General features: G+C 68.8%; 24 protein-coding genes. 11 read left to right on the top strand and 13 right to left on the bottom strand.

All coding sequences use genetic code 11. The features are described 5' to 3' along the window. Positions 1 to 46: 46 nt before the first annotated feature. On the top strand, positions 47 to 970 hold the full coding sequence (locus DTQ71_RS06810; protein WP_109563519.1) for an MBL fold metallo-hydrolase: 924 nt from the start codon (positions 47 to 49) through the stop codon (positions 968 to 970). Between the two features lie 475 nt (positions 971 to 1,445). Here the strand turns inward: DTQ71_RS06810 and DTQ71_RS06805 are convergent, their stop codons facing one another. Beyond that, on the bottom strand, positions 1,446 to 1,928 hold the full coding sequence (locus DTQ71_RS06805) for a YHS domain-containing (seleno)protein (RefSeq protein WP_109563518.1): 483 nt from the start codon (positions 1,926 to 1,928) through the stop codon (positions 1,446 to 1,448). 68 nt (positions 1,929 to 1,996) lie between these two features. Here DTQ71_RS06805 and DTQ71_RS06800 point away from each other — a divergent pair, with 68 nt between their 5' ends. From DTQ71_RS06800 to DTQ71_RS06775, 6 genes are all read left to right on the top strand, one after another. Beyond that, on the top strand, positions 1,997 to 2,464 hold the full coding sequence (locus tag DTQ71_RS06800) for a cytidine deaminase (protein ID WP_484131333.1): 468 nt from the start codon (positions 1,997 to 1,999) through the stop codon (positions 2,462 to 2,464). After that, a complete protein-coding gene (locus DTQ71_RS06795; protein ID WP_109563516.1) occupies positions 2,461 to 3,774 on the top strand; it encodes a thymidine phosphorylase in 1,314 nt (437 codons plus the stop codon). The genes DTQ71_RS06800 and DTQ71_RS06795 overlap by 4 nt, the downstream gene beginning before the upstream one ends. Beyond that, positions 3,771 to 4,943, top strand: a complete 1,173-nt coding sequence (locus DTQ71_RS06790; RefSeq protein ID WP_109563515.1) for a phosphopentomutase — start codon at positions 3,771 to 3,773, stop codon at positions 4,941 to 4,943. Before DTQ71_RS06795 ends, DTQ71_RS06790 begins: the two co-directional genes overlap by 4 nt. After that, positions 4,940 to 5,902: an adenosine deaminase gene (locus DTQ71_RS06785; RefSeq protein ID WP_245947290.1), complete on the top strand. Its 963-nt coding sequence runs from the start codon at positions 4,940 to 4,942 to the stop codon at positions 5,900 to 5,902. The genes DTQ71_RS06790 and DTQ71_RS06785 overlap by 4 nt, the downstream gene beginning before the upstream one ends. Positions 5,903 to 6,023: 121 nt before the next feature. Next, complete coding sequence (gene upp / locus DTQ71_RS06780) at positions 6,024 to 6,656, top strand: uracil phosphoribosyltransferase (RefSeq protein ID WP_109563775.1); 633 nt, start codon at positions 6,024 to 6,026, stop codon at positions 6,654 to 6,656. Positions 6,657 to 6,746: 90 nt separating this feature from the next. After that, a complete protein-coding gene (locus DTQ71_RS06775; protein ID WP_109563513.1) occupies positions 6,747 to 7,757 on the top strand; it encodes a hypothetical protein in 1,011 nt (336 codons plus the stop codon). Here DTQ71_RS06775 and DTQ71_RS06770 read toward each other — a convergent pair. The 3 genes from DTQ71_RS06770 to DTQ71_RS06760 form a co-directional block, all read right to left on the bottom strand. Beyond that, positions 7,742 to 8,095 (bottom strand): TfoX/Sxy family DNA transformation protein, encoded by a 354-nt coding sequence (locus tag DTQ71_RS06770; RefSeq protein WP_109563512.1) that lies wholly within the window; start codon positions 8,093 to 8,095, stop codon positions 7,742 to 7,744. The genes DTQ71_RS06775 and DTQ71_RS06770 overlap by 16 nt on opposite strands. 648 nt (positions 8,096 to 8,743) lie before the next feature. Next, positions 8,744 to 12,517, bottom strand: a complete 3,774-nt coding sequence (locus DTQ71_RS06765) for an efflux RND transporter permease subunit (protein ID WP_109563511.1) — start codon at positions 12,515 to 12,517, stop codon at positions 8,744 to 8,746. Further along, positions 12,514 to 13,851, bottom strand: a complete 1,338-nt coding sequence (locus tag DTQ71_RS06760; protein WP_109563510.1) for an efflux RND transporter periplasmic adaptor subunit — start codon at positions 13,849 to 13,851, stop codon at positions 12,514 to 12,516. The genes DTQ71_RS06765 and DTQ71_RS06760 overlap by 4 nt, the downstream gene beginning before the upstream one ends. 211 nt (positions 13,852 to 14,062) lie before the next feature. Here DTQ71_RS06760 and DTQ71_RS06755 point away from each other — a divergent pair, with 211 nt between their 5' ends. From DTQ71_RS06755 to der, 3 genes are read left to right on the top strand one after another with little or no spacing between them, the layout of a single operon-like run. Beyond that, positions 14,063 to 14,722, top strand: coding sequence for a hypothetical protein (locus DTQ71_RS06755; RefSeq protein WP_109563509.1), 660 nt, complete (start codon positions 14,063 to 14,065; stop codon positions 14,720 to 14,722). Positions 14,723 to 14,766: 44 nt separating this feature from the next. Next, complete coding sequence (locus DTQ71_RS06750) at positions 14,767 to 16,089, top strand: outer membrane protein assembly factor BamB family protein (protein WP_109563508.1); 1,323 nt, start codon at positions 14,767 to 14,769, stop codon at positions 16,087 to 16,089. A gap of 60 nt (positions 16,090 to 16,149) precedes the next feature. Then, positions 16,150 to 17,592, top strand: a complete 1,443-nt coding sequence (der, locus tag DTQ71_RS06745; RefSeq protein WP_109563507.1) for a ribosome biogenesis GTPase Der — start codon at positions 16,150 to 16,152, stop codon at positions 17,590 to 17,592. A 51-nt stretch (positions 17,593 to 17,643) separates the two neighbouring features. Here der and DTQ71_RS06740 read toward each other — a convergent pair whose 3' ends face one another. After that, positions 17,644 to 18,285 carry a VPLPA-CTERM sorting domain-containing protein gene (locus tag DTQ71_RS06740; protein ID WP_170125321.1) on the bottom strand — a complete coding sequence of 214 codons (642 nt, stop codon included), beginning with the start codon at positions 18,283 to 18,285 and terminating at the stop codon, positions 17,644 to 17,646. Between the two features lie 333 nt (positions 18,286 to 18,618). On the opposite strand from DTQ71_RS06740, the gene DTQ71_RS06735 reads away from it, so the two are divergent. After that, entirely contained in the window at positions 18,619 to 18,822 is a 204-nt protein-coding gene (locus tag DTQ71_RS06735) for a pilus assembly protein (protein WP_109563505.1), read from the top strand. A 56-nt stretch (positions 18,823 to 18,878) separates the two neighbouring features. On the opposite strand, the gene grxD is transcribed toward DTQ71_RS06735, so the two are convergent. The 8 genes from grxD to DTQ71_RS06700 form a co-directional block, all read right to left on the bottom strand. After that, positions 18,879 to 19,241 (bottom strand): Grx4 family monothiol glutaredoxin, encoded by a 363-nt coding sequence (gene grxD / locus DTQ71_RS06730; RefSeq protein ID WP_109563504.1) that lies wholly within the window; start codon positions 19,239 to 19,241, stop codon positions 18,879 to 18,881. Between the two features lie 12 nt (positions 19,242 to 19,253). Then, the gene (locus tag DTQ71_RS06725; RefSeq protein ID WP_109563503.1) at positions 19,254 to 19,505 is read right to left on the bottom strand and encodes a hypothetical protein; all 252 of its coding nucleotides are present in this window, start codon (positions 19,503 to 19,505) and stop codon (positions 19,254 to 19,256) included. A gap of 12 nt (positions 19,506 to 19,517) precedes the next feature. After that, complete coding sequence (locus DTQ71_RS06720) at positions 19,518 to 19,754, bottom strand: BolA family protein (RefSeq protein ID WP_109563502.1); 237 nt, start codon at positions 19,752 to 19,754, stop codon at positions 19,518 to 19,520. A gap of 77 nt (positions 19,755 to 19,831) precedes the next feature. Then, positions 19,832 to 20,209, bottom strand: coding sequence for a hypothetical protein (locus DTQ71_RS06715; RefSeq protein WP_109563501.1), 378 nt, complete (start codon positions 20,207 to 20,209; stop codon positions 19,832 to 19,834). A 208-nt stretch (positions 20,210 to 20,417) separates the two neighbouring features. Continuing rightward, positions 20,418 to 21,347: a hypothetical protein gene (locus tag DTQ71_RS06710; protein ID WP_109563500.1), complete on the bottom strand. Its 930-nt coding sequence runs from the start codon at positions 21,345 to 21,347 to the stop codon at positions 20,418 to 20,420. Between the two features lie 30 nt (positions 21,348 to 21,377). After that, entirely contained in the window at positions 21,378 to 21,518 is a 141-nt protein-coding gene (locus tag DTQ71_RS23410; RefSeq protein ID WP_170125320.1) for a hypothetical protein, read from the bottom strand. A gap of 130 nt (positions 21,519 to 21,648) precedes the next feature. Next, the gene (locus DTQ71_RS23825) at positions 21,649 to 23,343 is read right to left on the bottom strand and encodes a hypothetical protein (RefSeq protein ID WP_109563499.1); all 1,695 of its coding nucleotides are present in this window, start codon (positions 23,341 to 23,343) and stop codon (positions 21,649 to 21,651) included. Positions 23,344 to 23,485: 142 nt separating this feature from the next. Beyond that, positions 23,486 to 23,773, bottom strand: a complete 288-nt coding sequence (locus DTQ71_RS06700) for a hypothetical protein (protein WP_109563498.1) — start codon at positions 23,771 to 23,773, stop codon at positions 23,486 to 23,488. Positions 23,774 to 24,138: the final 365 nt, after the last annotated feature.

The following is a 24,138-nucleotide window of genomic DNA, read 5'->3' as shown; positions in this document are numbered from 1 at the left end:
GGGCGGACTACTTGCCCCGCATCTGACCACTTCACGGAGATGTCACATGCCGACTCTGACCCGCCGCGCGGCTCTGGCCGCCGGAGCCATGCTTCCCGCCGCGACCCTCGTTCCCGCCTCCGTGGCCCGCGCCGGCGGGCACGCCTCCGGGCCCGTCCAGCCCAAGGCGCGCGGCATCGCGCTGGGGGATATGACCGCGACCGCGCTTCTGGCCGGCTCGGCCGTGCGCGAGGGCGACATGCAGGGCACGTTCGGCATGAACGTCTCGGCGGAGGCCTTCGCCGAAGCGTCCCGCAACGCCTTCATCCCGACCGATGCCGCGACCTTCTTCTTCACGCCCACGGTCGTGCAGTCCGGCGAAAACACGATCCTGTTCGACACCGGCCTGAACGCCGGCGGCATCACCGCCGCGCTGGAGCAGGCCGGCATCGCGCCGGGCGACGTGACGCATGTGGTTATCACTCATATGCATGGCGACCATATCGGCGGTCTGATGAACGAGGGCACGCCGACCTTCGCCAACGCCGTCTACGTCACCGGCCAGGCAGAATACGACCACTGGGCCGCCAACCCGAATGACGGCTTCACCGGCAATGTCCAACCTCTGGCCGAGAAGATGAGCTTCGTCGGCGATGGCGAAGAGATCGCGCCGGGCATCACCGCCATGGACATGTCCGGACATACGCCGGGCCATATGGGCTACATGCTGTCTTCGGGCGACAAGTCGCTGCTGATCACGGCGGACATGACCAACCACTATGTCTGGTCGCTGGCCCATCCCGATTGGGAGGTGCGCTTCGATATGGACAAGGAGGCCGCTGCCGCCACCCGCCGCCGGGTGCTGGGCATGGTCGCCGCGGAGCGGATCCCGATGCTGGGCTACCACATGCCGTTTCCGGCGATGGGCTATGTCGAGGCGAATGGCGACGGGTTCCGCTGGATCCCGGAGAGCTATCAGCTGATGTTGTGATGGGGAAAGCGGGGGACTTCCGTCCCCCGCACCCCCTGCTTCAAGGGGCCTTCGGGGCCCCTTGAAAATCCCCCCGGAGTATTTGCGAACCCGTGATGGGGGAATTTGGATCGGACCGTGGGTGGCGTGCCCGGATCGGCTCTTGCCGCAGGTCCATATTGGTGTGCGCCCGTCGGGTTACATGCGTCAGGACTGGCTCACGCGGGCAGGGCAGGGGCGAGCCGGGCGAAGATGCTGACGGACTTGCTGGGCAGGGCAGGGACGCCGTTCGCCGCCATACGGGTCAAGGCACCATCCCCGATTACGACAGGCTGACAGAGGGCCGGCGATAGGCATGACTGCCGTGGCTTGCGCGCCGTTCTGAAGGCGTTGCGGGGCGCATTGACAGGTGCGACGAGACATATCGCCAAAGGGCGGATCGGTCTTTGCGCTGCCACGGCGCATTTCTCCGGGCCGTGGGGCCAGGCCTCGCGCGTCAGGTCTCCGCGACGATCTCCGGCCAACGCATGTCGCCCAGGGAGATGAAACCCGCGCGGTCCGCATCCCAGGTCGCTTGCACGTCGTCGTTGAAGTTCAGGTAGAGCTTGCCGTCCACGATCGCCCAGTTCTCGGGCTGCGTGGAGAAGAGCTGGCCCTTGGCCGCCACAGCCCAAGCGCAGAACCCGCCATATTGCGGGGCGTAGGCGGTGGGCTCGGCGGCGAAACGGTCGCGGTTTTCGGCGGTCACGAAGGCCCAGGTCGCGCCGGTCCACAAATGGGTGATCGAGGGATCGCCCGCCCGGGGGCGGCCTTCGGTGAAATAGGCCACGGGGTCGGTGCCGCGGATGGCGAGGCCTCGCTCGCTATAGACCCGTGCGGGGGCCAGTTGTCGGGGGCGCAGAACGGCCCCGGCGGCGAGGGCGCCGCCGGCGAGCGCGACGAAGCCGCCGAGGAAAAGCGCGCGTCGGGTGATGTCCATGGGAGATCTCCTTTTGACGGGCGCTCTGCCCGACCCGACCCCGCAACGCCAATCAAGCCGGTTCACCGATGCGCGAGGCGCGGGCCTTGCCGGTCCCGCCCGGCGGGACTAGCACGGACACGACCCAAGCCCCGGAGGCCGTCATGCCCAATCCTTTACGCGATGCCGCGCTCGCCGTGCGCGAGAATGCCCATGCGCCCTATTCCGGCTTCAAGGTCGGCGCGGCGCTCCGCACGCGGGACGGCGCGGTTTATGCGGGCTGCAACGTGGAGAATGTCGCCTATCCCGAAGGCACCTGCGCCGAAGCCGGAGCGATCGCCGCCATGTGCGCGGCGGGCGCGCGCGAGCTGGCCGAGGTCTATGTCGTCGCCGCCTCGCCGAGCCCCGTGCCCCCCTGCGGCGGCTGCCGCCAGAAACTCGCGGAGTTCGGCGCGGGCGACGTGCCGGTGACACTGGCCACGGTAGAAGGGGCGGAGCGCCGCACCACGGTGGCGGAGCTGCTGCCGGGCGCCTTCGACGCGGGCCATATGGCGTGAGCGCGCGCGACACACTCTTGCAGTTGCGCCGGGGCGAGGCACCGGGGGCGCGGGCGCTGACGGAGTTCGCCGAGGGCCTCGCCGATGGCTCCGTCTCGGACGCGCAGGCGGGGGCTTTCGCCATGGGCGTCTGCCACACACCGCTCGCCCCGCCGGACCGTGCCGCGCTGACGCGCGCGATGCGGGACGGGGGCGAGGTGCTGCATTGGGATCTCGACGGGCCCGTGGTGGACAAGCACTCGACCGGCGGTGTGGGCGATTGCGTGTCGCTGGTGCTTGCGCCCGCGCTCGCGGCCTGCGGGGCCTATGTGCCGATGATCTCCGGCCGCGGGCTGGGCCATACCGGCGGGACGCTGGACAAGCTGGCCGCGATCCCCGGTTTCCGGACCGAGATGCAGGTGGATGAGCTGCAATCCGTCGTCGCGCGCGTCGGCTGCGCCATTGTCGGCGCCAGCGCCGATATCGCGCCCGCCGACCGGCGCCTTTATGCCGTGCGCGACGTGACCGGCACCGTCGAGAGCCTGGATCTGATCGTCGCCTCCATCCTCTCCAAGAAACTTGCCGAGGGGCCCGAGGCGCTGGTGCTGGACGTCAAGACTGGCTCCGGCGCCTTCATGACGGAGGAGACGGCGGCGCGCGCGCTGGCCGCCGCCCTGGTGGAGACGGCACAAGCGAATGGCGTGATGACCTCGGCCGTGCTGACCGACATGAGCCAGCCTGCCGCCACTTCCGCGGGCAACGCCCTGGAGGTGATCTCGGCCATGGAGGCCCTCACGGAGCCCGGCGCGCGCGACGCGCTGCGGCTGGTGACGCTGACCCAGGTGCTGGGCGGCGAGTTGCTGGCGCTGGGCGGGCTGGCCCAGGACGCGGAGGACGGGGCGGAGCGCATCTCGCGCGCGCTGGCCTCGGGTGAGGCGGCCGAGGTCTTCGGGCGGATGGTCAAGGCCCAAGGCGGACCCGGCGACTTCCCCGAGCGCTGGCGCGACCGGCTGCCCGCCGCGCCCGTCGTAGCCGAGCTGCGCGCCGACCGGCCGGGCGTCGTTGCCCGCATCGACACCCGAGCTCTGGGCGAGACCGTGGTGGAGCTCGGCGGTGGCCGCCTGCGGGAGGACGACCGCATCGACCCGACCGTCGGCATCAGCCATATCGTGTCGCTGGGCTCGGTGGTGGGCGAGGGCCAGCCGCTGGCCCGGGTCCATGCTGCCGACGGCGAGTCTGCGGAGCGCGCCGCCGCCCGCGTAGCGGCGGCCATCGGCTTCGCGCCCGGCGCCGTCACCCCGCCGCCGCTGATCCGGGAGACGCTCAGATGAGCCGCGCTTTTCTCGTGGTCATGGATTCGGTCGGAGCCGGGGGCGCGCCGGACGCGGCCGCGTTCGGGGATGCGGGCGCCAACACGCTGGGCCATATCGCCCAGGCGCTGCCGGGCCTGCGCGGCGCGCCGCTGGCCATGCCCGTGCTCGACGGTCTGGGCCTCGGCGCCGCCGTGCGCCTCGCCTCGGGGGCCGAGACGCCGGGACTGGACGCCGTGCCCACCGGCGCCTGGGGGGCGGCGACCGAGGTCAGCCCCGGCAAGGACACGCCCTCGGGCCATTGGGAGTTGGCGGGCCTGCCCGTCCCCTGGGACTGGCACTATTTCCCGGACACCAAGCCCTGCTTCCCGCCCGAGATCGTGGCGCTGGTCGAAAAGCACGCGGGCACCGCCGGCATCCTCGGCAACCGCCATGCCTCGGGGACGAACATAATCGAGGAGGAGGCCGAGGCCCATATCCGCACCGGCTGGCCGATCTGCTACACCTCCGTCGACAGCGTCTTCCAGATCGCCGCCCATGAGGAGCATTTCGGCCTGGACCGCCTCTACGCCCTCTGCGCCGCGCTCGCGCCCACCCTGCACGAGATGCGCGTGGGTCGCGTGATCGCGCGGCCCTTCGTCGGGGAGGGGCCTTGGCACCGCACCGCCAACCGCAAGGATTTCGCTATCATGCCGCCCGCGCCGACGCTTTGCGATGCGGTGCAAGGGGCTGGGCGGAAGGTCCACGCCATCGGCAAGATCGGTGACATCTTCTCGATGCGGGGCATCGACAGCGTGGCGAAGGGGCCCGACGCGGCTCTGATGCGCCACCTGGAGGACGCGGTGCGCGACGCGCCCGACGGCTCCCTGACCTTCGCCAATTTCGTCGAGTTCGACAGCCTTTACGGTCACCGCCGCGATGTGCTGGGCTATGCCGGGCACCTGGAATGGTTCGACGCCTGCCTGCCGCCCATCCTCGACGCGCTCCGCCCCGGCGACCTGATGATCTTCACCGCCGATCACGGCAACGACCCGACCTGGCGCGGCACCGACCACACGCGGGAGCGGGTGCCCGTGGTCGCGGCGGGCGCCACGGGCGAATGGGGCGAGATGGCCTTCGCCGATATCGCCGCCACGGTCTGCGCCCATCTGGGCGTGCCGCCGGTCGGCCCCGGAAGGAGCGCCCTGTGACCCCCAAGATCGAGCTTCACCTGCATCTGGAAGGCGCCGCGCCCCCCGCCTTCATCCGCGGCCTCGCCGCTGAGAAGAAGATCGACCTCACAGGCGTCTTCGACGCCAGAGGCCACTACGCCTTCCGGGATTTCGGCCATTTCCTGCAGGTCTACGAGGCCGCGACCGAAGTTCTGCAGACCCCCGACGACTACCGCCGTCTCACCCGCGCCGTGCTGGAGCAATCGGCCGAGAACGGCGTGATCTACACCGAGGCCTTCCTCAGCCCCGATTTCTGCGGCGGCCGCGACCTCGCGGCTTGGCGCGACTACCTCGCCGCCATCCGGGAGGGGGCCGCCGAGGTGCCCGAGGTCGAGATGCGCGGCATCGTTACCTGCATCCGCCATTTTGGCCCCGACAGCGCGCGGCAGACAGCGCTCTGCGCGGCCGAGACCGCGGGCGATTTCGTCACCGGATTCGGCATGGGCGGCAACGAGGCGATCGGCAGTCAGGGCGATTTCGCCTGGGCCTTCGATTGCGCCCGCGAGGCGGGGCTCGGCCTGACCACCCATGCGGGCGAGTTCGGCGGGCCCGAAAGTGTCCGCCAGGCGCTGGACGACCTGCGCGTCACTCGCATCGGTCATGGCGTGCGCGCCATCGAGGATGACGCCCTGGTCGACCGGTTGGCCGAGGACGGGATCGTGCTGGAGGTCTGTCCCGGCTCCAATGTCGTGCTCGGGCTCTACCCGGATATCCGCCGGCACCCGATCGAGCGCCTGCGCGCCCGAGGCGTGGCGCTGACGGTCTCCACCGACGACCCGCCCTTCTTCCATACCACGATGGAGGCGGAATACGCCGCGCTCAACGCCGCCTTCGACTGGGACGAGAGCCTCTTCGCCGACATCGCCCGCACCGCCGCTCAGGCCGCGTTTTGCGATGCCACCACCCGCCAACGCCTGCTCGATCGCCTGGACGCCTGACCTCACCTCAACCGACCTCGACACCTCTGTCTTTCTTCCCTGTATAAATATCCCGGGGGTCCGGGGGCTGGCCCCCGGTCCCGGCCTCGACACCGGGCGGACCGCCCCGAATGGAGCACCCATCATGGATCATCTCACCGTCGTCACTCATCCGCTGGTCCAGCACAAACTGACGCTGATGCGCGAAGCGGAGACGCCCACGGCCGTTTTCCGCCAACTCCTGCGCGAGATCAGCCAGCTGCTGGCCTATGAGGTCACGCGCGAATTGCCGATGGAGCAAAAACGGATCGAGACGCCGCTCGCGCCGATGGATGCGCCTGTGCTGGCCGGGCGGAAACTCGCCCTCGTGTCGATCCTGCGGGCGGGCAATGGGCTGTTGGACGGCATCCTGGAACTCGTGCCGTCCGCCCGTGTGGGCTTCATCGGACTCTACCGCGACGAGAAGACGCTGCAGCCGGTGGAATACTACTTCAAGGTGCCGGAACTTCTGGGCGAGCGCCTGGTCATCACCGTCGATCCGATGCTCGCCACGGGCAATTCCTCCGCCGCGGCCGTCACCAAGCTCAAGGAGGCGGGGGCCAAGAACATCCGGTTCCTCTGTCTGCTGGCGGCCCCCGAAGGGATCGCGCGCATGAAGGAGGCGCACCCGGACGTGCCCATCGTGACCGCCGCCGTGGACGAAAAGCTTAACGAAAAAGGCTACATCATGCCCGGATTGGGGGACGCGGGCGACCGGATGTACGGAACGAAGTAAACAATCTGTCTCGGAGGGAGGCGCTGGACCCGGCGCCTCGTCCGCGCCACATTTCCGCCTAGGAGCCGCCGCCCTTGGGAGACTTTCGCCATGATTCGTGCCGCACGCCGCCTGGGGGTCTGCCTTCTGCTCGGGGGAAGCTTGTGGGCCGGACCCGCCCTGGCGCAATTCGCCGGGCCGGCCGAGACGCCTCCGGAGACGTTCCGCGGCGATCAGTTCGTCGACAGCACGGGCTGCGTTTTCATCCGCACCGGGATCGACGGCAACACCCGCTGGGTGCCGCGCGTGAATCGCGACCGCACGCCTGTCTGCGGGGCGCGGCCAAGCGCGGCCACGCCGCCGGTGCGGGCCACCGCGCCGGTGATCCGCCGCACGCCGGCGCCCGCCGCGCCGCGCGAGATCGAGGCCGCGCGTCCCGCGCCCATGGCTCCGGCGTCGCAACCGCTCCGCACCGCCGCTCCGGCGCCGATGCGGGCCGCCCCCATGACCCGGCCGGCCGCCATGGCGCAGCCTGCGCCCCAGGCCGCGATGCCGATGCAGGCCGCCAACCTCCCGCCCGGCTGCGGTGCCTCGGCTCTATCGGCGCGCTATATCCCCGGCTGCACGGAGGCGCTGACCTCGGCCTCCACTCCGGCTCTGACGGCGGCCGCCGTGACGGTCGCGCCTGCTGAGACGCAACGGTACTTCACCGCCTCCCGCCCGCTCCGCGCCAATGAGCAGGTCGTGACCCGCTTCACACCCCCGGCCGGTGCCGTTCGGATCGACGCGGAGACGCCCTCTCCCAATCGCGCGGTGGGGGTCGCCGGGATCGCCGCGCCGGCCCCGCGCGACTGCGTCGGTGACTGCGGGCGACCCGGCGGCGAGATCGTGACGCGCCTGCCCGCCGAAATCGCGGAGCGGCCGCAGGTCGTCGTCGTCCCCGCCGCCCGCACCACCTTCGATGTCAGCACGCCGCCGCGCGGCTACAGGACGGCCTGGGACGACGGGCGGCTCAACCCGCATCGCGGGCCCCGCACCTTGCAAGGGGACTACCAGTCCCAGGCGATCTGGACGAACGACTCGCCGCGCCGCCTGAAGGGTGTGATCTACACGTCGCGCTGACGGGCGGGGTCGATCACCCCGATTGCATCCATCATCGCCTCGAAAGCCGCGTCCTCCGTCGCGCTCGGACCCGCGGCTTTCAGCGCGTCGAAGCGGCGGCGCAGGGCGGCCTTCTCTTCGCCGTGACAATCGTTCCAAGGGCGGCCCTGGAGCGCCATCTCGATCACGTAGAAGCCGATGAAATGCGGCCGCGTCCCGGCGGCCAGCAGCCGCGCATAGGCGGCGTCGGTGCCCAGCGCCCGAAGCGCCTCGGCCGAGTCGATCCCCGCGCGGCGGCATTCCGCCTCGAAGGCGGGGCCCAGGCCGGGCAGGGCGGTTATCGGCGTGCGGGACGGCATGGCCCGATTAGGCCCCGGCCCGCGCGATTTCGTCCAGCCCTAGATCGCGGCCCAATCGCTGAAGCGCACCGGCTTCGGCTTGGGGCGGCCAGGACTGGGACGAGCGGGCGGCTTGGGCTTCTGCGTCATACCAGCCCAACGCGCTAGTGGGTCCAACCGATTGTAAAGATGAAGGCTTAGGAAGTTGCGGTCTCGCCCAGGGAGGAGGAGGAGGGCGAGACCGCGGACTTCCGCGAAGCGGCGCGACCAGGGAGGAGGAGAGGTCCGTCGCTTCGATGTGACTAGTTCTAAGCTGCGGCGCAGAACGGTCAATGATGCAGACGCAGAAAAAGTGCGATCTGGCTCAGAAAGAAAGAAAATTAGGATTGGGGGCGCGCCTTTGGTCGATCCGGAATTCGCGGATTGCCCCCTTTCCGGGCGTCTCGGGTGAGGAGACGCCAATCGTTGCTGAGCGGCCACGAGCGCCACGAGGCGCGCCGCATCGGCGCGCGGGGACGATGCGGCACGAGTTGACCGGGATGCCGCCACGTCAGTCCAGAGGTGGCGAGGCTGGGCCAGGGCGCGCGTGCGGCGGATGGGCCTAGCATGCGGGGGGGCAATAGTCCCGTCCCCCGCGCCCCGTCCGGGCGCAGGGGACGGGGCCTCGGGTCATTCCGCGGCGCGAAGCGGCGGGTAGGGGAGCTTCGGCTGCGGGCCCGGCGCGGCGGCGTCCACCTCGTCCTCGTCCGCCCAGAGCAGGATCGGCGCCTCGACCCGCCGCGCCTTGCGGCGCAGCGCCCAGTCGCGGCCCGCGCGGCTGGCCCGGCCAAAGCCCATCCGCCCCACCAGCCGCGACAGCGCCAACGCATAGGTCACGACCCAGACGCGCGCGGCCAGCATCGCTGGCGTGAAGAGCAGCGTCAGCACCGTGGCCACGCCCAGGCCCCAGACCACCGCCGTGGCCAGCTGGATCCACCACAGCGCCGTGGGCGAGCCGATGGAGTAGCCGCCGCCGATGAAGTCCACAGACAATCCGAACATCATCGGCGCAAGGCCCGCCATCGTCGTCAGCGTCGTCAGCAGCACGGGGCGGATGCGGTCCTCGGCGGTGCGGGTGATCGCCTCGATCCGCGGCATGTAGCGGGAATACTCCTGGTAGGTGTCGATCAGCACGATGTTGTTGTTCACCACGATCCCGGCCAGGGCGACGATGCCGGTCCCGGTCATGATGATCGAGAAGGCCTGGTCCATGACCAGCATCCCCACCAGTACGCCGGTGGTGGACAGCACCACCGCGATCAGGACCAGCACCGAGTTGTAGATCGAATTGAACTGAGCCAGCAGGATGATGAACATCAGCCCCAGCGCGCCGGCGAAGGCCTTCATCAGGAAGGCGCCCGATTCGGCCTGCTCTTCCTGGTCGCCGGTCCATTCCCAGGCGACGGAGGCGGGCAGCAGCTTGCCGGACTCGAGCGCGTCGGTCAGCACCGAGATCCGTTCACTGGCGGTCACGGGCAGGATCGTGGCGTCTCCGGCCCGCACGGCCTCGGTCAGGGTCTGGGGGGCCTCGGCCGCGACGATCCGGTAGACTTTGCCGTCAGGGGCGGTGAGGGGGGCCTCCGCGCCCTCGGGCAATTCGCGCAAGACGCCCAGCGGCGCCTCGTCGAGGGTCACGGCCACGAGGTCCGGGGCCACGTCCGCCTTGATGTCGAAATAGCGCTCTCCGTCGGCCCGGTCGATCTGGGCCAGCTGGGGTACGGGGCGGCGCGTGATGAAGTTGGCGAGGGGGACGAGCCCGTCGGCGGTGCGGACCTTGAGCGTGTCGAGCGTCGAGAGCACCCGGTCCTCTTCGGGCAGGCGGACGCGGATGTCGATCTCCTCGTCCGAGGAGGGCACGCGCATCGTGTCGAGCAGGATGCCCCGCGTCACCAGCTGCACCATCGCGCCCACGGTGGCCACGTCGGCACCGAAGCGGCCGGCCTTCTCGACGTCGACGTCGATCTCCCAGTCGATACCGGGCAGGGGGAGCGTGTCCTCGATGTCGATCAGCCCCGGCGTGTCGCCGAAGACCTCGACCATGCCGCGGGTCGCCTGCTGCAACTCCTCCCAGTTCTCGCCCTTGAGGCGCAGATGGACGGGCTTGCCCTGGGCCGGGCCGCGATTGTTGGCCGACAGGTCGATCTTGACGCCCGGCAGTTCCCGCAGGCGGGCCAGCAGAGCGTCGGCGATTGCGTCGCCGTCATAAGCCGGGTCCACGACCTGGGTGTGGACCGTGAAGCCCAAGATATCGAACCACGGTTCGGGGATGGTGGGGCGGTCCTCCCACGGGACCATCTCGATCTGGATCTGACCGATCGTGTCCGAGGGCCCGCCGCCGCCGCCCGGGCCGCCGGTGTTGAGCCCCCCGTCGCCCGCGAAGGCGAAGGCGGACTGGATGCCGGGCGTCTCCAGAACGATCCGCTCGGCGCGGCGCAGCAGCGCGTCCTGCTCCTCCAGCGAGAGGTTGCCGCGGGCGCGGACATAGACATTGGCCTGCTCCAGCTCGCTTTCGACGAAGAACTCCACGCCGTTGTTGTGGGTGCCGAAATACATGAATACCGACACCACCACCGCGCCGACCGACGCGATGGCGACCACTGGCCCGATCGGATTGCCGACGATCAGGTTCACGACATGGCCGAAGAGAGAGCGGCGATAGCCCGCCTGCACCCGCCGCGGCCGCCGTTGCCAGGTGATCGAACCCAGCAGAGCCGAAAGCACGAGGCAGCTTGCGAGAAAGGCCAGCGCGCCGGGGATCGCGGCGGTGACGGAGCCGGGCTCCGTCTCGGGGAGCAGCAGCTGCGGGTTGAGCGTCTGTAGGATCGCCACGGCCATGATCCAGGCCACGCCCGCCGTGAGCGTCACGCGCAGCACCCAAGGCAGGGTCCGGCGCAGCGCGTTCGACACACGCTCGATCCGGCGGGAGACGCGGCCGAAGACGCCGCCCAGCACCGGCAGGTAGACCAGCGCCACCACCAGCGAGGCCGACAGAACGAAGATCAGGGTGACGGGCAGCATCCCCATGAACTCGCCCGGCACGCCGGGCCAGAAGAGCATCGGCAGGAAGGCGCAGAGCGTGGTCGCCGTGGATGAGACGACCGGCCAGAACATCCGCTTGGCCGCCTTGGTATAGGCGTCCATCGGGCCCGCGCCTTCGGAGATACGCTTGTCGGCATATTCGGTGACGACGATGGCGCCATCGACCAGCATCCCCACGGCGAGGATCAGGCCGAACATCACGATGTTCGAGATCGTCAGCCCCGCCGCGCCCATGATCGCGAAGGCCAGCAGGAACGAGGTCGGGATCGCGAAGCCCACCAGCAGCGCCGAGCGGGTGCCGAGCGTCGCAAGCACGACGATCATCACGAGCGCGATGGCGGTCAGGACCGAGCCTTCCAGCTGCGACACCATGGAGCGGACGGTGCGCGACTGGTCCATCGTCACCTCGACATGGACGGCCTGTTGCAGTTCGTCGGGCCAGGCGGCGACCTCCCGCTCGACCTCGGCGCGGACCTCGGCGGCGGTCTCGATGATGTTGAAGCCCTTCCGCTTGACCACCTGCAACGCGACCGTGGTGTCCCCGTTGTAGCGCGCCGTGCCCTCGCGGTCCTGGAAGGTCAGATTGATCGTCGCCAGATCGCCCAGCGTGATGATCCGGTCGCCATCGGTCTTGACCGGCAGGTCGTAGACATCCTGGGGCTTGTCGAAGGACGAGGGCAGCTTGACCGCGAAGGAGCCTGTCGCGCTGCGCGCCTCGCCCGCCGCCACCAGCAGGTTGTTGTTGGCGACGACGTTGATCAACTCGCCCGCCGTGACGTTGTAGGCCTCCAGCGCGAGCGGGTCGATCAGCACCTCCAGCATCTCGTCGCGATGGCCGGCGAGCCCGGCCTCCAGGATGGCGGGCATCCCCTCCAGCCGGGTCTGCATGTCGTTGGCGAGACGCAGCAGCGTGCGCTCGGGCGCCTGGCCCGAGAGCGAGATGATCAGGATCGGGAATTCCGAAAAGTTGATCTCGTCGATCACGTATTGGTCCGCGCCGTCGGGAAACTGCGCCTCGGCGTTGTTCATCTTGTCGCGGACATCGGCGATGGTGGCGGACTTGTCCCAGCCGAACTCGAACTCCAGGAACATCAGCGCCGCGCCCTCGGCGGCGGTGGCGGTCATGGTCTTGAGCCCGTCGACCTCCTTGAGCTCGGTCTCCATCGGCTTGATCAGCAGCTTTTCCGCATCGACCGCGCTGATCCCGGGGAAGGGCACGGTGATGAAGATGCCGGGGATGTCGATATCCGGCTCGCCCTCCTTGGGGAGCGAGACATAGGCCACGGTGCCTGCCACGATGGACAGCACCACGAAGGCCAGAACCATGCGGGCCCGGCCCGCCGCCCAATCGATGATGCCGGTCATTGAGTCGCCTCCGCCGTCTCGCGCAGCGCGCCGAGGGGCTCAAAGGTGGCGCGCACGGGCACGCCTTCGGTCACGTATTCCTGGCCGACCACGATGACGTCGACCCTCTCGGGCAGGCCGCTGAGCAGCACGCCATCCTGCGTGTCGCGCACGATGGTCGCCGGGGCGAAGCCGACGATCCCGTCTTCACCGACGATGCGCAGGCCCAGCGTGCCCGAATCGTTCAGCGTCAGCGCCGAGGCAGGCACGAGATGGGCGCGACTGGCCTCCGTCTCGATCAGGATCTCGGCGGTCTGGCCGTCGCGGATGGCGAGGTTCGGGTTGGGCACGGTGACCTCGACGCGAAAGGTGCGGGTCATGTCGTCGGCGGAGCGGCTGAGAAACGTGACCTCGCCCGCCACATCGCCGCCCGAGGCCAGCCGCGCGCCCGCGCGCGCGCCGACCTCGACCCGGTCCACCTGCGCCTCGGGCAGGAAGCCGACCAGCTTCATCGGATCGAGCTGGATCACCGTCGCGCAGGGGGAGCCGGGCTGGAGCAAGGCGCCGAGTTCGGCCGTGTCCGTCTCCAGAAGGCCCGAGAAGGGCGCCTCGATGGACAGCTTGTCGATATCCTGGCTGGCTCGCTCGACGCCGGCCTCGGCGGTCTGGACATTGGCGCTGGCGGCTTCGATCCCGGCCTGGACCGTCTCCAAGCCGGTCGCGGCGGCGGTCAGCGCGGCCTCGGCGGCGCGCAAGGCGGCGGCGGCATTGGCGACGCGCGTCTCGGAGGCGAAGCCGCCTTCGGACAGGCGGGACGCGGCGTTCTGGTTGATTCGGGCCTCTTCCAGCCGCGCCTCGGCTTCGGCGACGCGGGCCTGGGCCTCGGGAACGCGGGCCTGGGCTTCGGGCACGGCGGCCCGGGCGGCGGCGAGGCGCGCCTCGGCCTCGGCAAGGGTAGCCGCGCGCGAGCCCGGATCGATCTCGCAAAGCAACTGGCCCGCCTCGACGAACCGACCCTTGCGCAACGGCTCGGAGATCACGATCCCCGTCGTCTCCGCCCGCACCTCGACCTCGCGCGCGGCTTCGGACTGGCCGCGCACCATCACCGCGTCCGGCACCTCGCGCGCCTCGGAGCGCAGTGCGATCACATGCACGGTCTCATCGGCCTGCGCCGCCTCGACCGTGGCGATGGCGACGGGACCGGTCTCGGCCGTCTCGCCAGTCTCGGCCACCTCTTCGACCGGCGCGCCCCCGCCAAGCGACCGGGCGAAGTCCAACAGGGTCTCTCGCTGCAAGACGAGAAAGAACAGTGCCACACAGACCAGCGCGGCCGTCAGCAGGGGAAAGAAACGCATCACGGACCTCGATCGGCTATCGCCCCCAGGGGCGAGTCGCACGCATTACGCTAAACCGTTCGGTTCAGATTTATTTTCGTGCTACGCGTCGCGGCCCAGCCTTGCAAGTGGCTAGACTTCACGAAGACGCAGGGCCGAGTTGCAGAATCGTTGCACCTTGGCCCTGTTGCCCGAAGCCGTTAGACAGCCTGCGACACCTGTGGAGGCGTTCATGTCCAACCCCGAGAGTTTCATCGAAGAGGTGACCGAGGAGGTCCGCCGCGACCGGACCATGGCCCTGATGAAGCGGTGGGGCCCCGTCGCGCTGGCGGTCGTCGTCGTGATCGTCGGCGGCGCCGCCTGGAACGAATGGCAGAAGGCCAGCGCGCAATCGCAGGCCCAGGCCTTCGGCGACGCGCTCATCACCGCGCTGGGGGGCGAGGACATCGCCGCCCGCCGGGACGCCATCGCCGCGGTGGAACCCGCGCGGGAGGAGCAGCAGGCGATCCTGGCGCTTCTTAATGCCACGGCGCTGAACAACGGCGAGGGCGGCGATCCGGCCGCGGCCCGCGCGCGCCTGCTGCAACTGGCCGAGACGCCCGGTCTCGCACCGCTCTACCGGGATATCGCCAACCTCAAGGCGATCATGCTCGGCGGCACCGGCGATGCCGCACAGGACGCCGCCATTCTGGAGACGCTGGCCCTGCCGGGCGCTCCCTTCCGCCCGCTCGCGATCGAGCAGCAGGCGGTGCAGGCCATGGCGGCGGGCGACATGGCGACCGCGGTGACGCTGCTGCGGGCGCTGACCGAGGACGCGACGGCCACAGCGGACTTGCGTCGGCGGGCCGCCGAGACCATCGTGGCCCTGGGCGCCTCGCCCGATCCGGCCTGATCGGCCTTGCCATCGGCACCCCGCGCAGGAACGGAACAGACGATATGACGCTCAGGACAGGCTTCCTTCTCGCCACGGCCGCGCTCGCTCTCGCGGCTTGCGCCGAGAAGGAGGAGATCCTGCCCGGAGAGCGGCTTGCCGTCCGTCCCGGCGAGGTCGGGAGCGTGCTGGCCGAGGCCGCGCAGGATGTCTCTTCCGAGCTCGTCCCCCTGACCCTCGCTCCGCCCCAGCGGCTGGACGCCTGGCCGATGCGCGTGGGCAATGCCGCGAACGATCCGCCGCACGCGACCCTCGCCGCCGAGCCCGGCCGCGTCTGGACAGCCGATATTGGCGCGGGGGACAGCAGACGTTTGCGGATCGCCGCGGATCCCGTCTCGGACGGATCACGCATCTTCACGATGGACGCGCAGTCGGGCGTGGCGGCGACGACCCTCGCCGGGGAGCGGGTCTGGTCCCGCGCCCTGGTGCCCGTCACCGAAAACGCGAGCGATGCCGCGGGCGGAGGACTCGCGGCGGTCGATGGCACGCTTTATGCCACGACGGGCTTCGGCGAGCTTCACGCGCTGGACGCCGCCACTGGAGAGCGCCGCTGGGTGCAGGAGCTCGACGCGCCGCTGACCACGCCCAAGGTGGCGGGCGGGCTGGTCTATGTCGTCAGCCGCGACAACCGGGCCTGGGCGATCGAGGCCGATACCGGCCGCATCCGCTGGGACATTCCGGCCGGACCCTCCGAGGCGGCGATGGCCACCGCGCCCGCCCCCGCGCTCACCGACCGGCTGGTGATCTTCCCCTTCGCCTCGGGCGAGGTGATCGCGGCGCTGCGGCAGTCCGGCATCCGGGTCTGGGGCAGCTCGGTCGCGGGGCAGCGGCGGGGCGTGGCCTCGGGCTTCGTGGGCGACATTACCGGCGATCCCGTGGTGGCGGACGGCTCGGTCTATGCGGGCACCACCTCGGGCCGGCTCGTCGCGTTGGAGCGGGCCTCGGGCCTGCGCCGCTGGACCGCCGATGACGGCGCGGTCAGCCCCGTCGTGGCCGCGGGCGGGTCGATCTTCGCGGTGACGGATCGGGCGCAGCTGGTCCGCCTCCAGGCCGAGACGGGCGAAGTCATCTGGCGCACCGACCTGCCGTTCTACCGCTCGATCCGGCTGCGGCGGCGGGAGGGCGTGTTCGTGCATTACGGCCCCGTGCTCGCTGGCGGGCGGCTCTGGGTCGCGTCGTCGGACGGGGCGCTCCGCGGCTTCGATCCCGAGACCGGAGAGCTCGCCGCGCAGGCAGAGGTGCCCGGCGGCGCCGCCTCCCGTCCGATCGCTCTGGGCGATGCGCTTTATGTGGTCGGGCGGAACGGAGAACTGCACGCCTTCCGCTGAGGCTTCCCCCGGGGCGGCCTTCGCGCTACACGCCCGGCTTCACTCCCCGGAGCATGTGCCATGTTCACCCTCGCCATCGTCGGCCGGCCCAATGTGGGCAAGTCTACCCTGTTCAACCGCCTCGTGGGTAAGCGTCTGGCCCTGGTCGACGACCAGCCCGGCGTGACACGAGACCTGCGCGAGGGGCAGGCGCGGCTGGGCGATCTCAAGTTCACCGTGATCGACACGGCCGGGCTGGAGGAGGCCACGGACGATTCGCTTCAAGGACGCATGCGGCGGCTGACCGAGCGGGCGGTGGAGATGGCCGATGCCGCGCTCTTCGTGATCGACGCGCGCGTCGGCGTGACGCCGGCCGATCAGGTCTTCGCCGACATCCTGCGCCGGTCGGGGCGGCCCGTCCTGCTGGCCGCCAACAAGGCCGAGGGGCGGCTGGGCGAGGCCGGCATGTTCGAGGCCTATTCCCTAGGCCTGGGCGACGTGATCGGCTTGTCGGCCGAGCATGGCGAGGGGATGGCCGATCTGGCCCAGGCCTTGCGCCCCCATGTCGAGGCCCATGTCGAGACCGAGGAGGCCGAGGCCGAGGTCGAGATCGACGAGGACGACATGGAGGCCGACTGGGCGCCGACGCCCAAGCGCCCGCTCAAGATCGCGGTGGTCGGGCGGCCCAATGCGGGAAAGTCGACCCTGATCAACCGTATCCTTGGCGAGGACCGGCTCCTGACCGGGCCGGAGGCGGGCATCACCCGCGATTCGATCTCGCTCGCCGTGGATTGGGACGGAACCCCCACCCGCATCTTCGACACGGCCGGCATGCGGAAGCGAGCCAAGATCACCGAGAAGCTGGAGAAGCTCTCGGTCTCGGACGGGCTGCGGGCGGTCAAGTTCGCCGAGGTGGTCGTTGTGCTGCTGGATGCCGCGATTCCCTTCGAGCAGCAGGACCTGCGCATCGCCGATCTCGCCGCGCGCGAGGGGCGGGCCGTGGTCGTCGCCGTCAACAAATGGGATTTGGAGGAGGACCGGCAGGCGAAGCTGGCCGGGCTCAAGGAGGCGTTCGACCGGCTGCTGCCGCAGTTACGCGGCGCGCCGCTGATCACGGTCTCGGCCCGGACGGGGCGGGGGCTGGACCGGCTCCATGCCGCGATCCTGCGGGCGCATGAAGTCTGGAACCGCCGGGTGCCGACCGCGACGCTGAACCGCTGGCTGACCGGCATGCTGGAGCAGCACCCGCCCCCCGCGCCCCAGGGCCGCCGCATCAAGCTGCGCTACATGACACAGGCCAAGACGCGCCCGCCGGGCTTCGTCGTCATGTGCTCCCATCCCGAGGCGGTGCCGGAGGCTTATACCCGCTATCTCGTGAACGGGCTGCGGGAGGATTTCGACATGCCCGGCACGCCGATCCGGCTGCATCTGCGCGGGCAGGGGGATGCCAACCCCTATAAGGGGCGCAAGCGGCCCCAGGCCTCGCGGTTGCGCAAGCATGTCGAGGGGCGGCGCAAGGACTGACGCCGCCCGCGTTGGCCGCCCGGTTCCGCTCCGTCTTGGGGCGGGAGCGGATCAGCCCCGGCGGGAGCGGCCCAGCGCCGCGACCGCGCCGAGACCGCCCAGCAGGAGCCAGAGAGCGGCGGGCAGGGGCACGGCCGCCGTCGTGGTGAACACATAATCGACGCGCTGCTCGCCCGGCAGGAACATCGACAGCGGGTCGCCCGAAATGCCAAGGCTCGCAAAGCTCCCCGCGCAGGTCATCCGGCTGTCGATCGGCGCGCCATCCATGTAGTCCGGGGCGACATAGACCGAGTCGACGCTGGAGTTCACCCGCGACGGCTTGAAGAGGTCACCGCTGAAACCGGAGCAGTTCACCGACGAGGTATTGGTGCCGAATGCCGGGACGGTGCCTACGGGCACGTCATAGATGTCCTGAAGGCCGGTCTCGCCTGGGCCGAAGCTTAGATCGCCCGAGGAGGGGCGGATCTGCGGAACCTTGAACGAGTTCGAGTCGTCGAAAAAGAGCGTGAAGGCGGACACCGTCAGCGCCCCTTGCGCATGAAGATCCACGACGCCGTCCAGCGGCCGATCCGTGAAGGTGATCGTCATGGCCGGCGGATCGGCTGTCGTGGAGCCCGCGATGGTGGCGGTGAGTATCGCGGCTCCGACCACGAGGGACCGAAGGGCCGCGCGAGACAAACGCAAGAGGGACATGGCGACCGGTTTCCTTCCGTCGAGGCTGTGTCGTGCCAGCGCCAGCCCTCTGCCGTGAGGCGGGCGCCGACGCCCCGTCTCCGGGCACCGACCGTTGTGGCGGAAGCTTGCGGCCGTTCGCATGCCTTTGCAGGGGGCCTCGCGGCGGAGCTGCGCTGGAGCGCGCCTTGCATCCGGGAGGTCTCCGGATCGCGGCCGACCGTTCGGCCCCCGAGGTCGCGGGTTAAACTTCGATATAAATCATAAGGAAAGCACAAGATCCCGCCGGATTCCGGGCGCGGACTTTCCCAAGGCGGGGGGCACAACGTCGTCAGCGAAACGAAAGGAAACGCTATGACCAAGACGAAATTCGACTTCCGCAGCTTCCTCGCCGCTGAAGATGGTGCGGTCACCGTCGACTGGGTGGTCCTGACCGCGGCCCTGGTCGGCCTGGGCCTGGCCGTCATGGCCGTGATCTCCACCGGCCTGGAGAACCTGTCGGGAGATATTCAGACCCAGCTGCAGGGTCAGCAGATCAACACGACCTTCGGGAACTGATCCCTAAGACACGCCACATGGCGTGAGGCCGGGCCAAGTGCCCGGCCTCTTCGCGTTCAGGCGTTGGCTTCGCGAATCTTGTCGGCGGCGGCCTTGTCGAAGGCCACGCCCTTCTCGGCGAGCATCGTGTCCAGCTCTCCCGAGAGGGTCATCTCGGTGATGATGTCGCAGCCGCCCACGAACTCGCCCTTGACGTAGAGCTGGGGAATGGTGGGCCAGTCGGAATAGTCCTTGATGCCCTGGCGGATCGCCTCGTCCGCCAGCACGTTCACGTCCGAGTAATCCACCGCCATGTAGTTCAGCACCCCGGCCACACGGCTGGAGAAGCCGCATTGCGGCATCGCTTTGGTGCCCTTCATGAACAGCACGACGTCGTTGGATTTCACCATCTCGTCGATTTGGGTCTTGGCGTCGGTCATCGCTTTGCCTCCTTAGCGTTTGCGGCGCGGCACGAAGCTGCGCGCGTATTCCTGTGGGTCGCGCGGGACGCGGCTGGTCAGCTGATGGCCGCCACCCACGCCCGACGAATAGTCCGATTCGATCTCGATATAGCCCTCGCCGGGGTCGATCCCGCGGGGCCGTCCGCCATCGGGTTGCCGCGCCTCCCGGCGCAGGATCCAGGCGGCCCGTCCGATGAGGAGGGCCAGGATCGCCGCGGCCAGCCAGATCGAGAGCGTGGTCATGTGGGTGTCCGATCAGTCCGGCGCGCGGGTCGTCAAGGCCAGCGCGTGCAACTCTCCGGCGGGACCGTCCATCTTGCCTTTCAGTGCGGCATAGACGGCGCGCTGCTGCGCCACGCGTGACTGGCCCTTGAAGGACGGGTCGACGACCATCGCGGCCATATGCACCCCGTCATCGCCCGATACCTGGATCTGAGCGTTCGGGAAGGCGTCGCGCAGAAGGGCCTCGATTTCGTGGGCTTGCATGGGCATGGGCGGGCTCCGTGGTATTCTCTCCCATATGTAGGGAAGGCCCGCGCCGGGGGCCAGTCCCCCCGGCGCGGGTGCGGTCAGGCTAGATCGACCGCGAGCCGTTCGATCGACAAGGCGACATCGTTGACGTCCCGGCCCGAGAACAGCCCGTCCTCCATCACGATGGTCAGGCCCAGCCGGTCGCTCATGCCGATCAGCGCGCGTTGCTGGAGGTCCTGGTTGAGGCTGGCGCAGGCGCTGTGCATTACCTCCGCCGAGATGGTCTCTCCGTCGACCTGCGCGAAGACGTAGCTGCCATCGTCGAACCCGGCCGTGCCCCCGGTCTCGTCGACGAAGGCGAAGCTGTCGATATCGTCCAGCGCGCCGGCCTCGTCCGGGTTCAGGACGAAGACGCCGATGGTCTCGCCCTGCCCGATATCGTCCGGCAGGAACTCCGCTTCGCCCGTCTCGCGCACATCGGTCGTCAGCAGGCGCGCGTTCGAGATCGTGCCCTCGCGATCGTAGGTATAGACGCCCAGCGCTAGCCCGTCCTTTCGGGTGGTGGAGGCGTCGTCGAGGCGCAGCAGGAAATCGGCGCGCCCATCGCCGCGGAGATAGGCCTGGGTGTTCGGATTCCCAATCCATCGCTCTTATTCGAAATTCCTGTTTCCGAAATTTGGAAGGTCACGGATCAGCGCGGCATAGGTGCCGGAGGGGGGGCGTCAGAACGGACACCCTGTCGTACACCCCCTCGACCGCGATTCCGTCATCGGGCGTCCCGTCCCCGTCGAGATCGAGCAGGATCGCGTCGCGCCCCCTGTCGAAGCTGATCGCCTCCGGCGCGATGGCCTCCCCCTGAAAGGGCAGTCGGTCGTTGTCGAACCCGCCTCGCAGCGTGTCGTTCAGCAATTCGTCCATGCTGCCCCGCACGGTGTTCGCGCCGGGTCCGATGTCGATGATGTCCTCGCCCAGGCCGGGCTTGAGCGTGTCGCGGCCCCGGTCCGGTCGGAACACCTCCGGCTCGTCCGATCCCACGAGCAGATCTCGGCTCGCGGTCCCGCGGATCGGCGGCCCGAAGAGCGGGAGTTCTTCGAGGCCGGGCAGGTTGCTGGCGACGCTGTCGCTGTCGCTGTCGAAGGTGAAGAGGATCGGTCCCTGCTCGGGCAGAGCGCGGCACCCGGCCTCATCGTTGGGGCCCAGGATGTTGAAGGCGTTCAAGCCGTCGCCGAGCGAGAATCCCGCCGCCCCTTGGCGCGGCTCGGCCCATTCGACGGCTTCGTAGCGGTATTCCACCGAGAAGTCGCCCTCCGACGCGCCCGGCTGATCCGAGAGATCGGTGAACTGAAGCTGATAGGCGTTCCGCTGAGACCGGTCGCCGCTGAAGGGCGCGACGTCGTCATAGGTGATCGTCAGGGTTCCGGCCTCCGGATCAAGGTCATACCAGATCGCGTTGGAGCCGGTGGAGGTGCCGCCGGGTGTCACGCTCGGCGTGTCGGGCAGGTCGTCCGCGCTGCGGCGCGGCAGATGGTCGTCCCAGAGCAGGTAGAAGCCGGCCCCGTCATTCCGGCGGATCTGCTGGCCATTGAGGCTCTCCCAGCCGTTGCCGAGCAGCATGAAACCGTTCGAGGAGATGGAGATCGTCTCTTAGCGCTGGCCAAAGACGGTCAGGCCGTCCTCGAACACAGAGGTGATGTCGATCCCGCGAACGATCGCGTCGTCGAAGCGCGGGCCTCTGTTCTCCCCGAATCCCGTGGGTCCGCCCAGGTTGTTCAATAGGTCCGTCATTGAAAATACTCTTTATTTTCAAGGCTTCTGCCCAGCCCCGGGTGTTCAGCCTTAAAAGAGGGTAAAGAATTGGCTCAACGAAGAAGTTCGGCCGCGCGGGGAGTGCGCCCCCGTGCGGTCCGACCGCCGCTCAGGCCAGATCGACCGCGAGGCGCTCGATCGACAGGACGATGTCGTCGAAATCGCCCCTCGGGCCGAAAAGCGTGTCCTCGATCGCGATAGTGAGCCCTTCGCGCTCGGTCATGCCGATCAGGGCGTGCTGGGCCTGGTCGATATTCAGCCGCTTGTTGGCGACGTGGATCAGGTCGGCGGAGATGATCTCGCCATCGACCTCGGCGAAGATGTAGCTGCGGTCGTCGAAGCTGGCCTCGCCGCCCGTCTCGTCCACGAAGGCGAAGCTGTCGTAATCGTCCAGCGCACCGGCCTCGTCGGGGGTCAGCACGAAGACGCCGATATTCTCGCCCCGCGCCACGTCTTCCACCAGGAATTCCGCATCGCCCGCGGCTTTCACGTTCGTGGTCAACAGCTGCACATCCGAGATCATGCCGTCCCGGTCATAGAGGTAGAAGCCCAGAGCCGTGCCATCCGACTCGAGCGTCGAGACGCCGTCGAGCCGCAATGCGAAATCGGACTGGCCGTCGCCGCGCAGATAGGCCCGGGTGTTCTGGTCGAAATCATAATTGTTCGGGCGGAAGAAATCGTCGGGCTCGGGCAGCTCTACCACAGTGGTCACGTAGGTGCCTTGCGCGGTGGTGGCCGTCAGGACCGAGCGCGACGGGAAGTCGTACAGATTCATCCCGATCTCACCATCGGCGACCCCGTTGCCGTCGACGTCAAAGATCAGCGCGCCTTGAAATTCGCCGATCTCGATGTCACCGCGCCCGAACACCGCCTCCTCGAAAAGCAGGCGGTCGTCCCTGATGGAGCCGAAGATCCTGTCGCCCAGCAGTTCGTCTGCGGTGCCGCGGATCGTGTTCGCCCCGGCAAGGCCGGAAATCACGTCGATGCCCTCGCCCGGTCGGATGATATCCTTGCCGCGGCCCGCTTCGATGAGATCCGCCCCATCTGTACCGACGATGACGTCGGCGCCGTCCGTCCCCGAGATCGGATCCGAATAGATCGTAAGGGTTTCGCGGCCCGGCAGGTTGCTGGTGACGTCTTCTCCGTCGAATTCGAAGCGGATCACGCCGGCCTCGGTCAGCATGCGTATCTCGTCCGGGTCGTCCGATTCGACGAGATCGAACTCGTTGATGCTCCAGTAGTAGTCATCGCCCCTCGGGTCGGGGAGACGCAATCCGGGCAAATCCCAGAAGTCCCAACTCTCGCCCCAGTTAATGGCTTCGTAGCGATACTCGACGGCAAATGCGCCCTCGGATCCGCCGGGAAGATCGAGGAAGCGGATCTGATAGGCGTTCCGGAGTTCGCTGTCCCCGAAGATGGACGCCACGTCGTCGAACGTGAATGTCACGCTTCCCGTCGCAGGATCGAGATCGGAATAGATCCACCCGCTGCCTTGGGATGTGCCGCCGGGTGTGGGCGTCGTTTGTCCTGCTGTCGTATCTCTTGGCCCGGCTACGAGCCAGTGATCGCTTGGGAAAAGGCGAAACAGCGGATCATTGCCGGAGCCGTCGCCGTCCGACTGGCTCAAGCGCGCAATACCGCGGTCATTGACGATGATCTCGTCATAGGTTTCCCCAAGGACCGTTAGCCCTCCCTCGAATACTGGGGTGATATCGATCGTCTGGGTACCGAAGAAAAGGTCTTCGAATTCCGCCAGGTCGCCGAAGCCAACCGGACCGCCGAGGCCGTTTATCAAGTCTGTCATTCCAAGGTCTCCTTCTCAATGCGCTTTTTGGCGAGCTGCCGCCACACAAGGCTAGCATCCGAAAAGCTAGCATCCGAAAACGCGGATCGGGGAGAGTAAATTCTCCATGCCGCTCTCCATCCTGTCCCGGTCGATCCCGTCCTCAGGCCAGGTCCGAGGGCGCGCCCGCGAAATCGGCGGGGGAGACGGCGGTGTTGAGATCGGACCTGCCGCCCTCGGGATCGGAGCGGAAGAATTCCTCCTCGGTGTTGCTCCAGGCGAACGGGGAGGCGCCGACATCGGTCCGAGAGACCTCGATGGCCCGGAAGACCACGGCCTGATCCGCGAAGGACGAAATGCGGGTCGGCTTGAAGATCTCCGTGCCGGTGTCGTCCAGGACCTGATGGCTGCCCCCGTGCCCGATCGTGACCGCGAGTCGCCGGGTGTCCATGGCGGAGGTCGGCTCGTCCTGGCGAGCCTGCCTGGCGAGGTGGGCGGGGGCGATTTGCCCGGAACCGACCCGTTCGTCATCGGGGGTGGAGTCGGTATCCGGATGCGCGCTCGGGGCGGGGTCGAAGGCATGGTCCGTGCCAAGCGGCCCGCCATAGGCCCGCCGCCGCCGAAGCGGCCCGCCTCGGCCATGAAAGCCAGAACCGCCGCTCCGTTACCCCACACCGACAACGGAACGATTCCGTGCAGGGGTCGGCCCACCGAGAACGGTCTCGGGATCGAAGGAGATAAGCCTAACAGGACGGCGCTTGAAAACACAGGAACACGCGCCCCGCGCGAGCGCAGGGCGTAACCTTTTAGAGTTGC

Source organism: Jannaschia seohaensis, assembly GCF_900116765.1.
Classification (GTDB): Bacteria; Pseudomonadota; Alphaproteobacteria; order Rhodobacterales; family Rhodobacteraceae; genus Jannaschia; species Jannaschia seohaensis.
The sequence above is the reverse complement of the archived record's forward strand: the minus strand, read 5'-3'. Positions and strand labels throughout refer to the sequence as shown.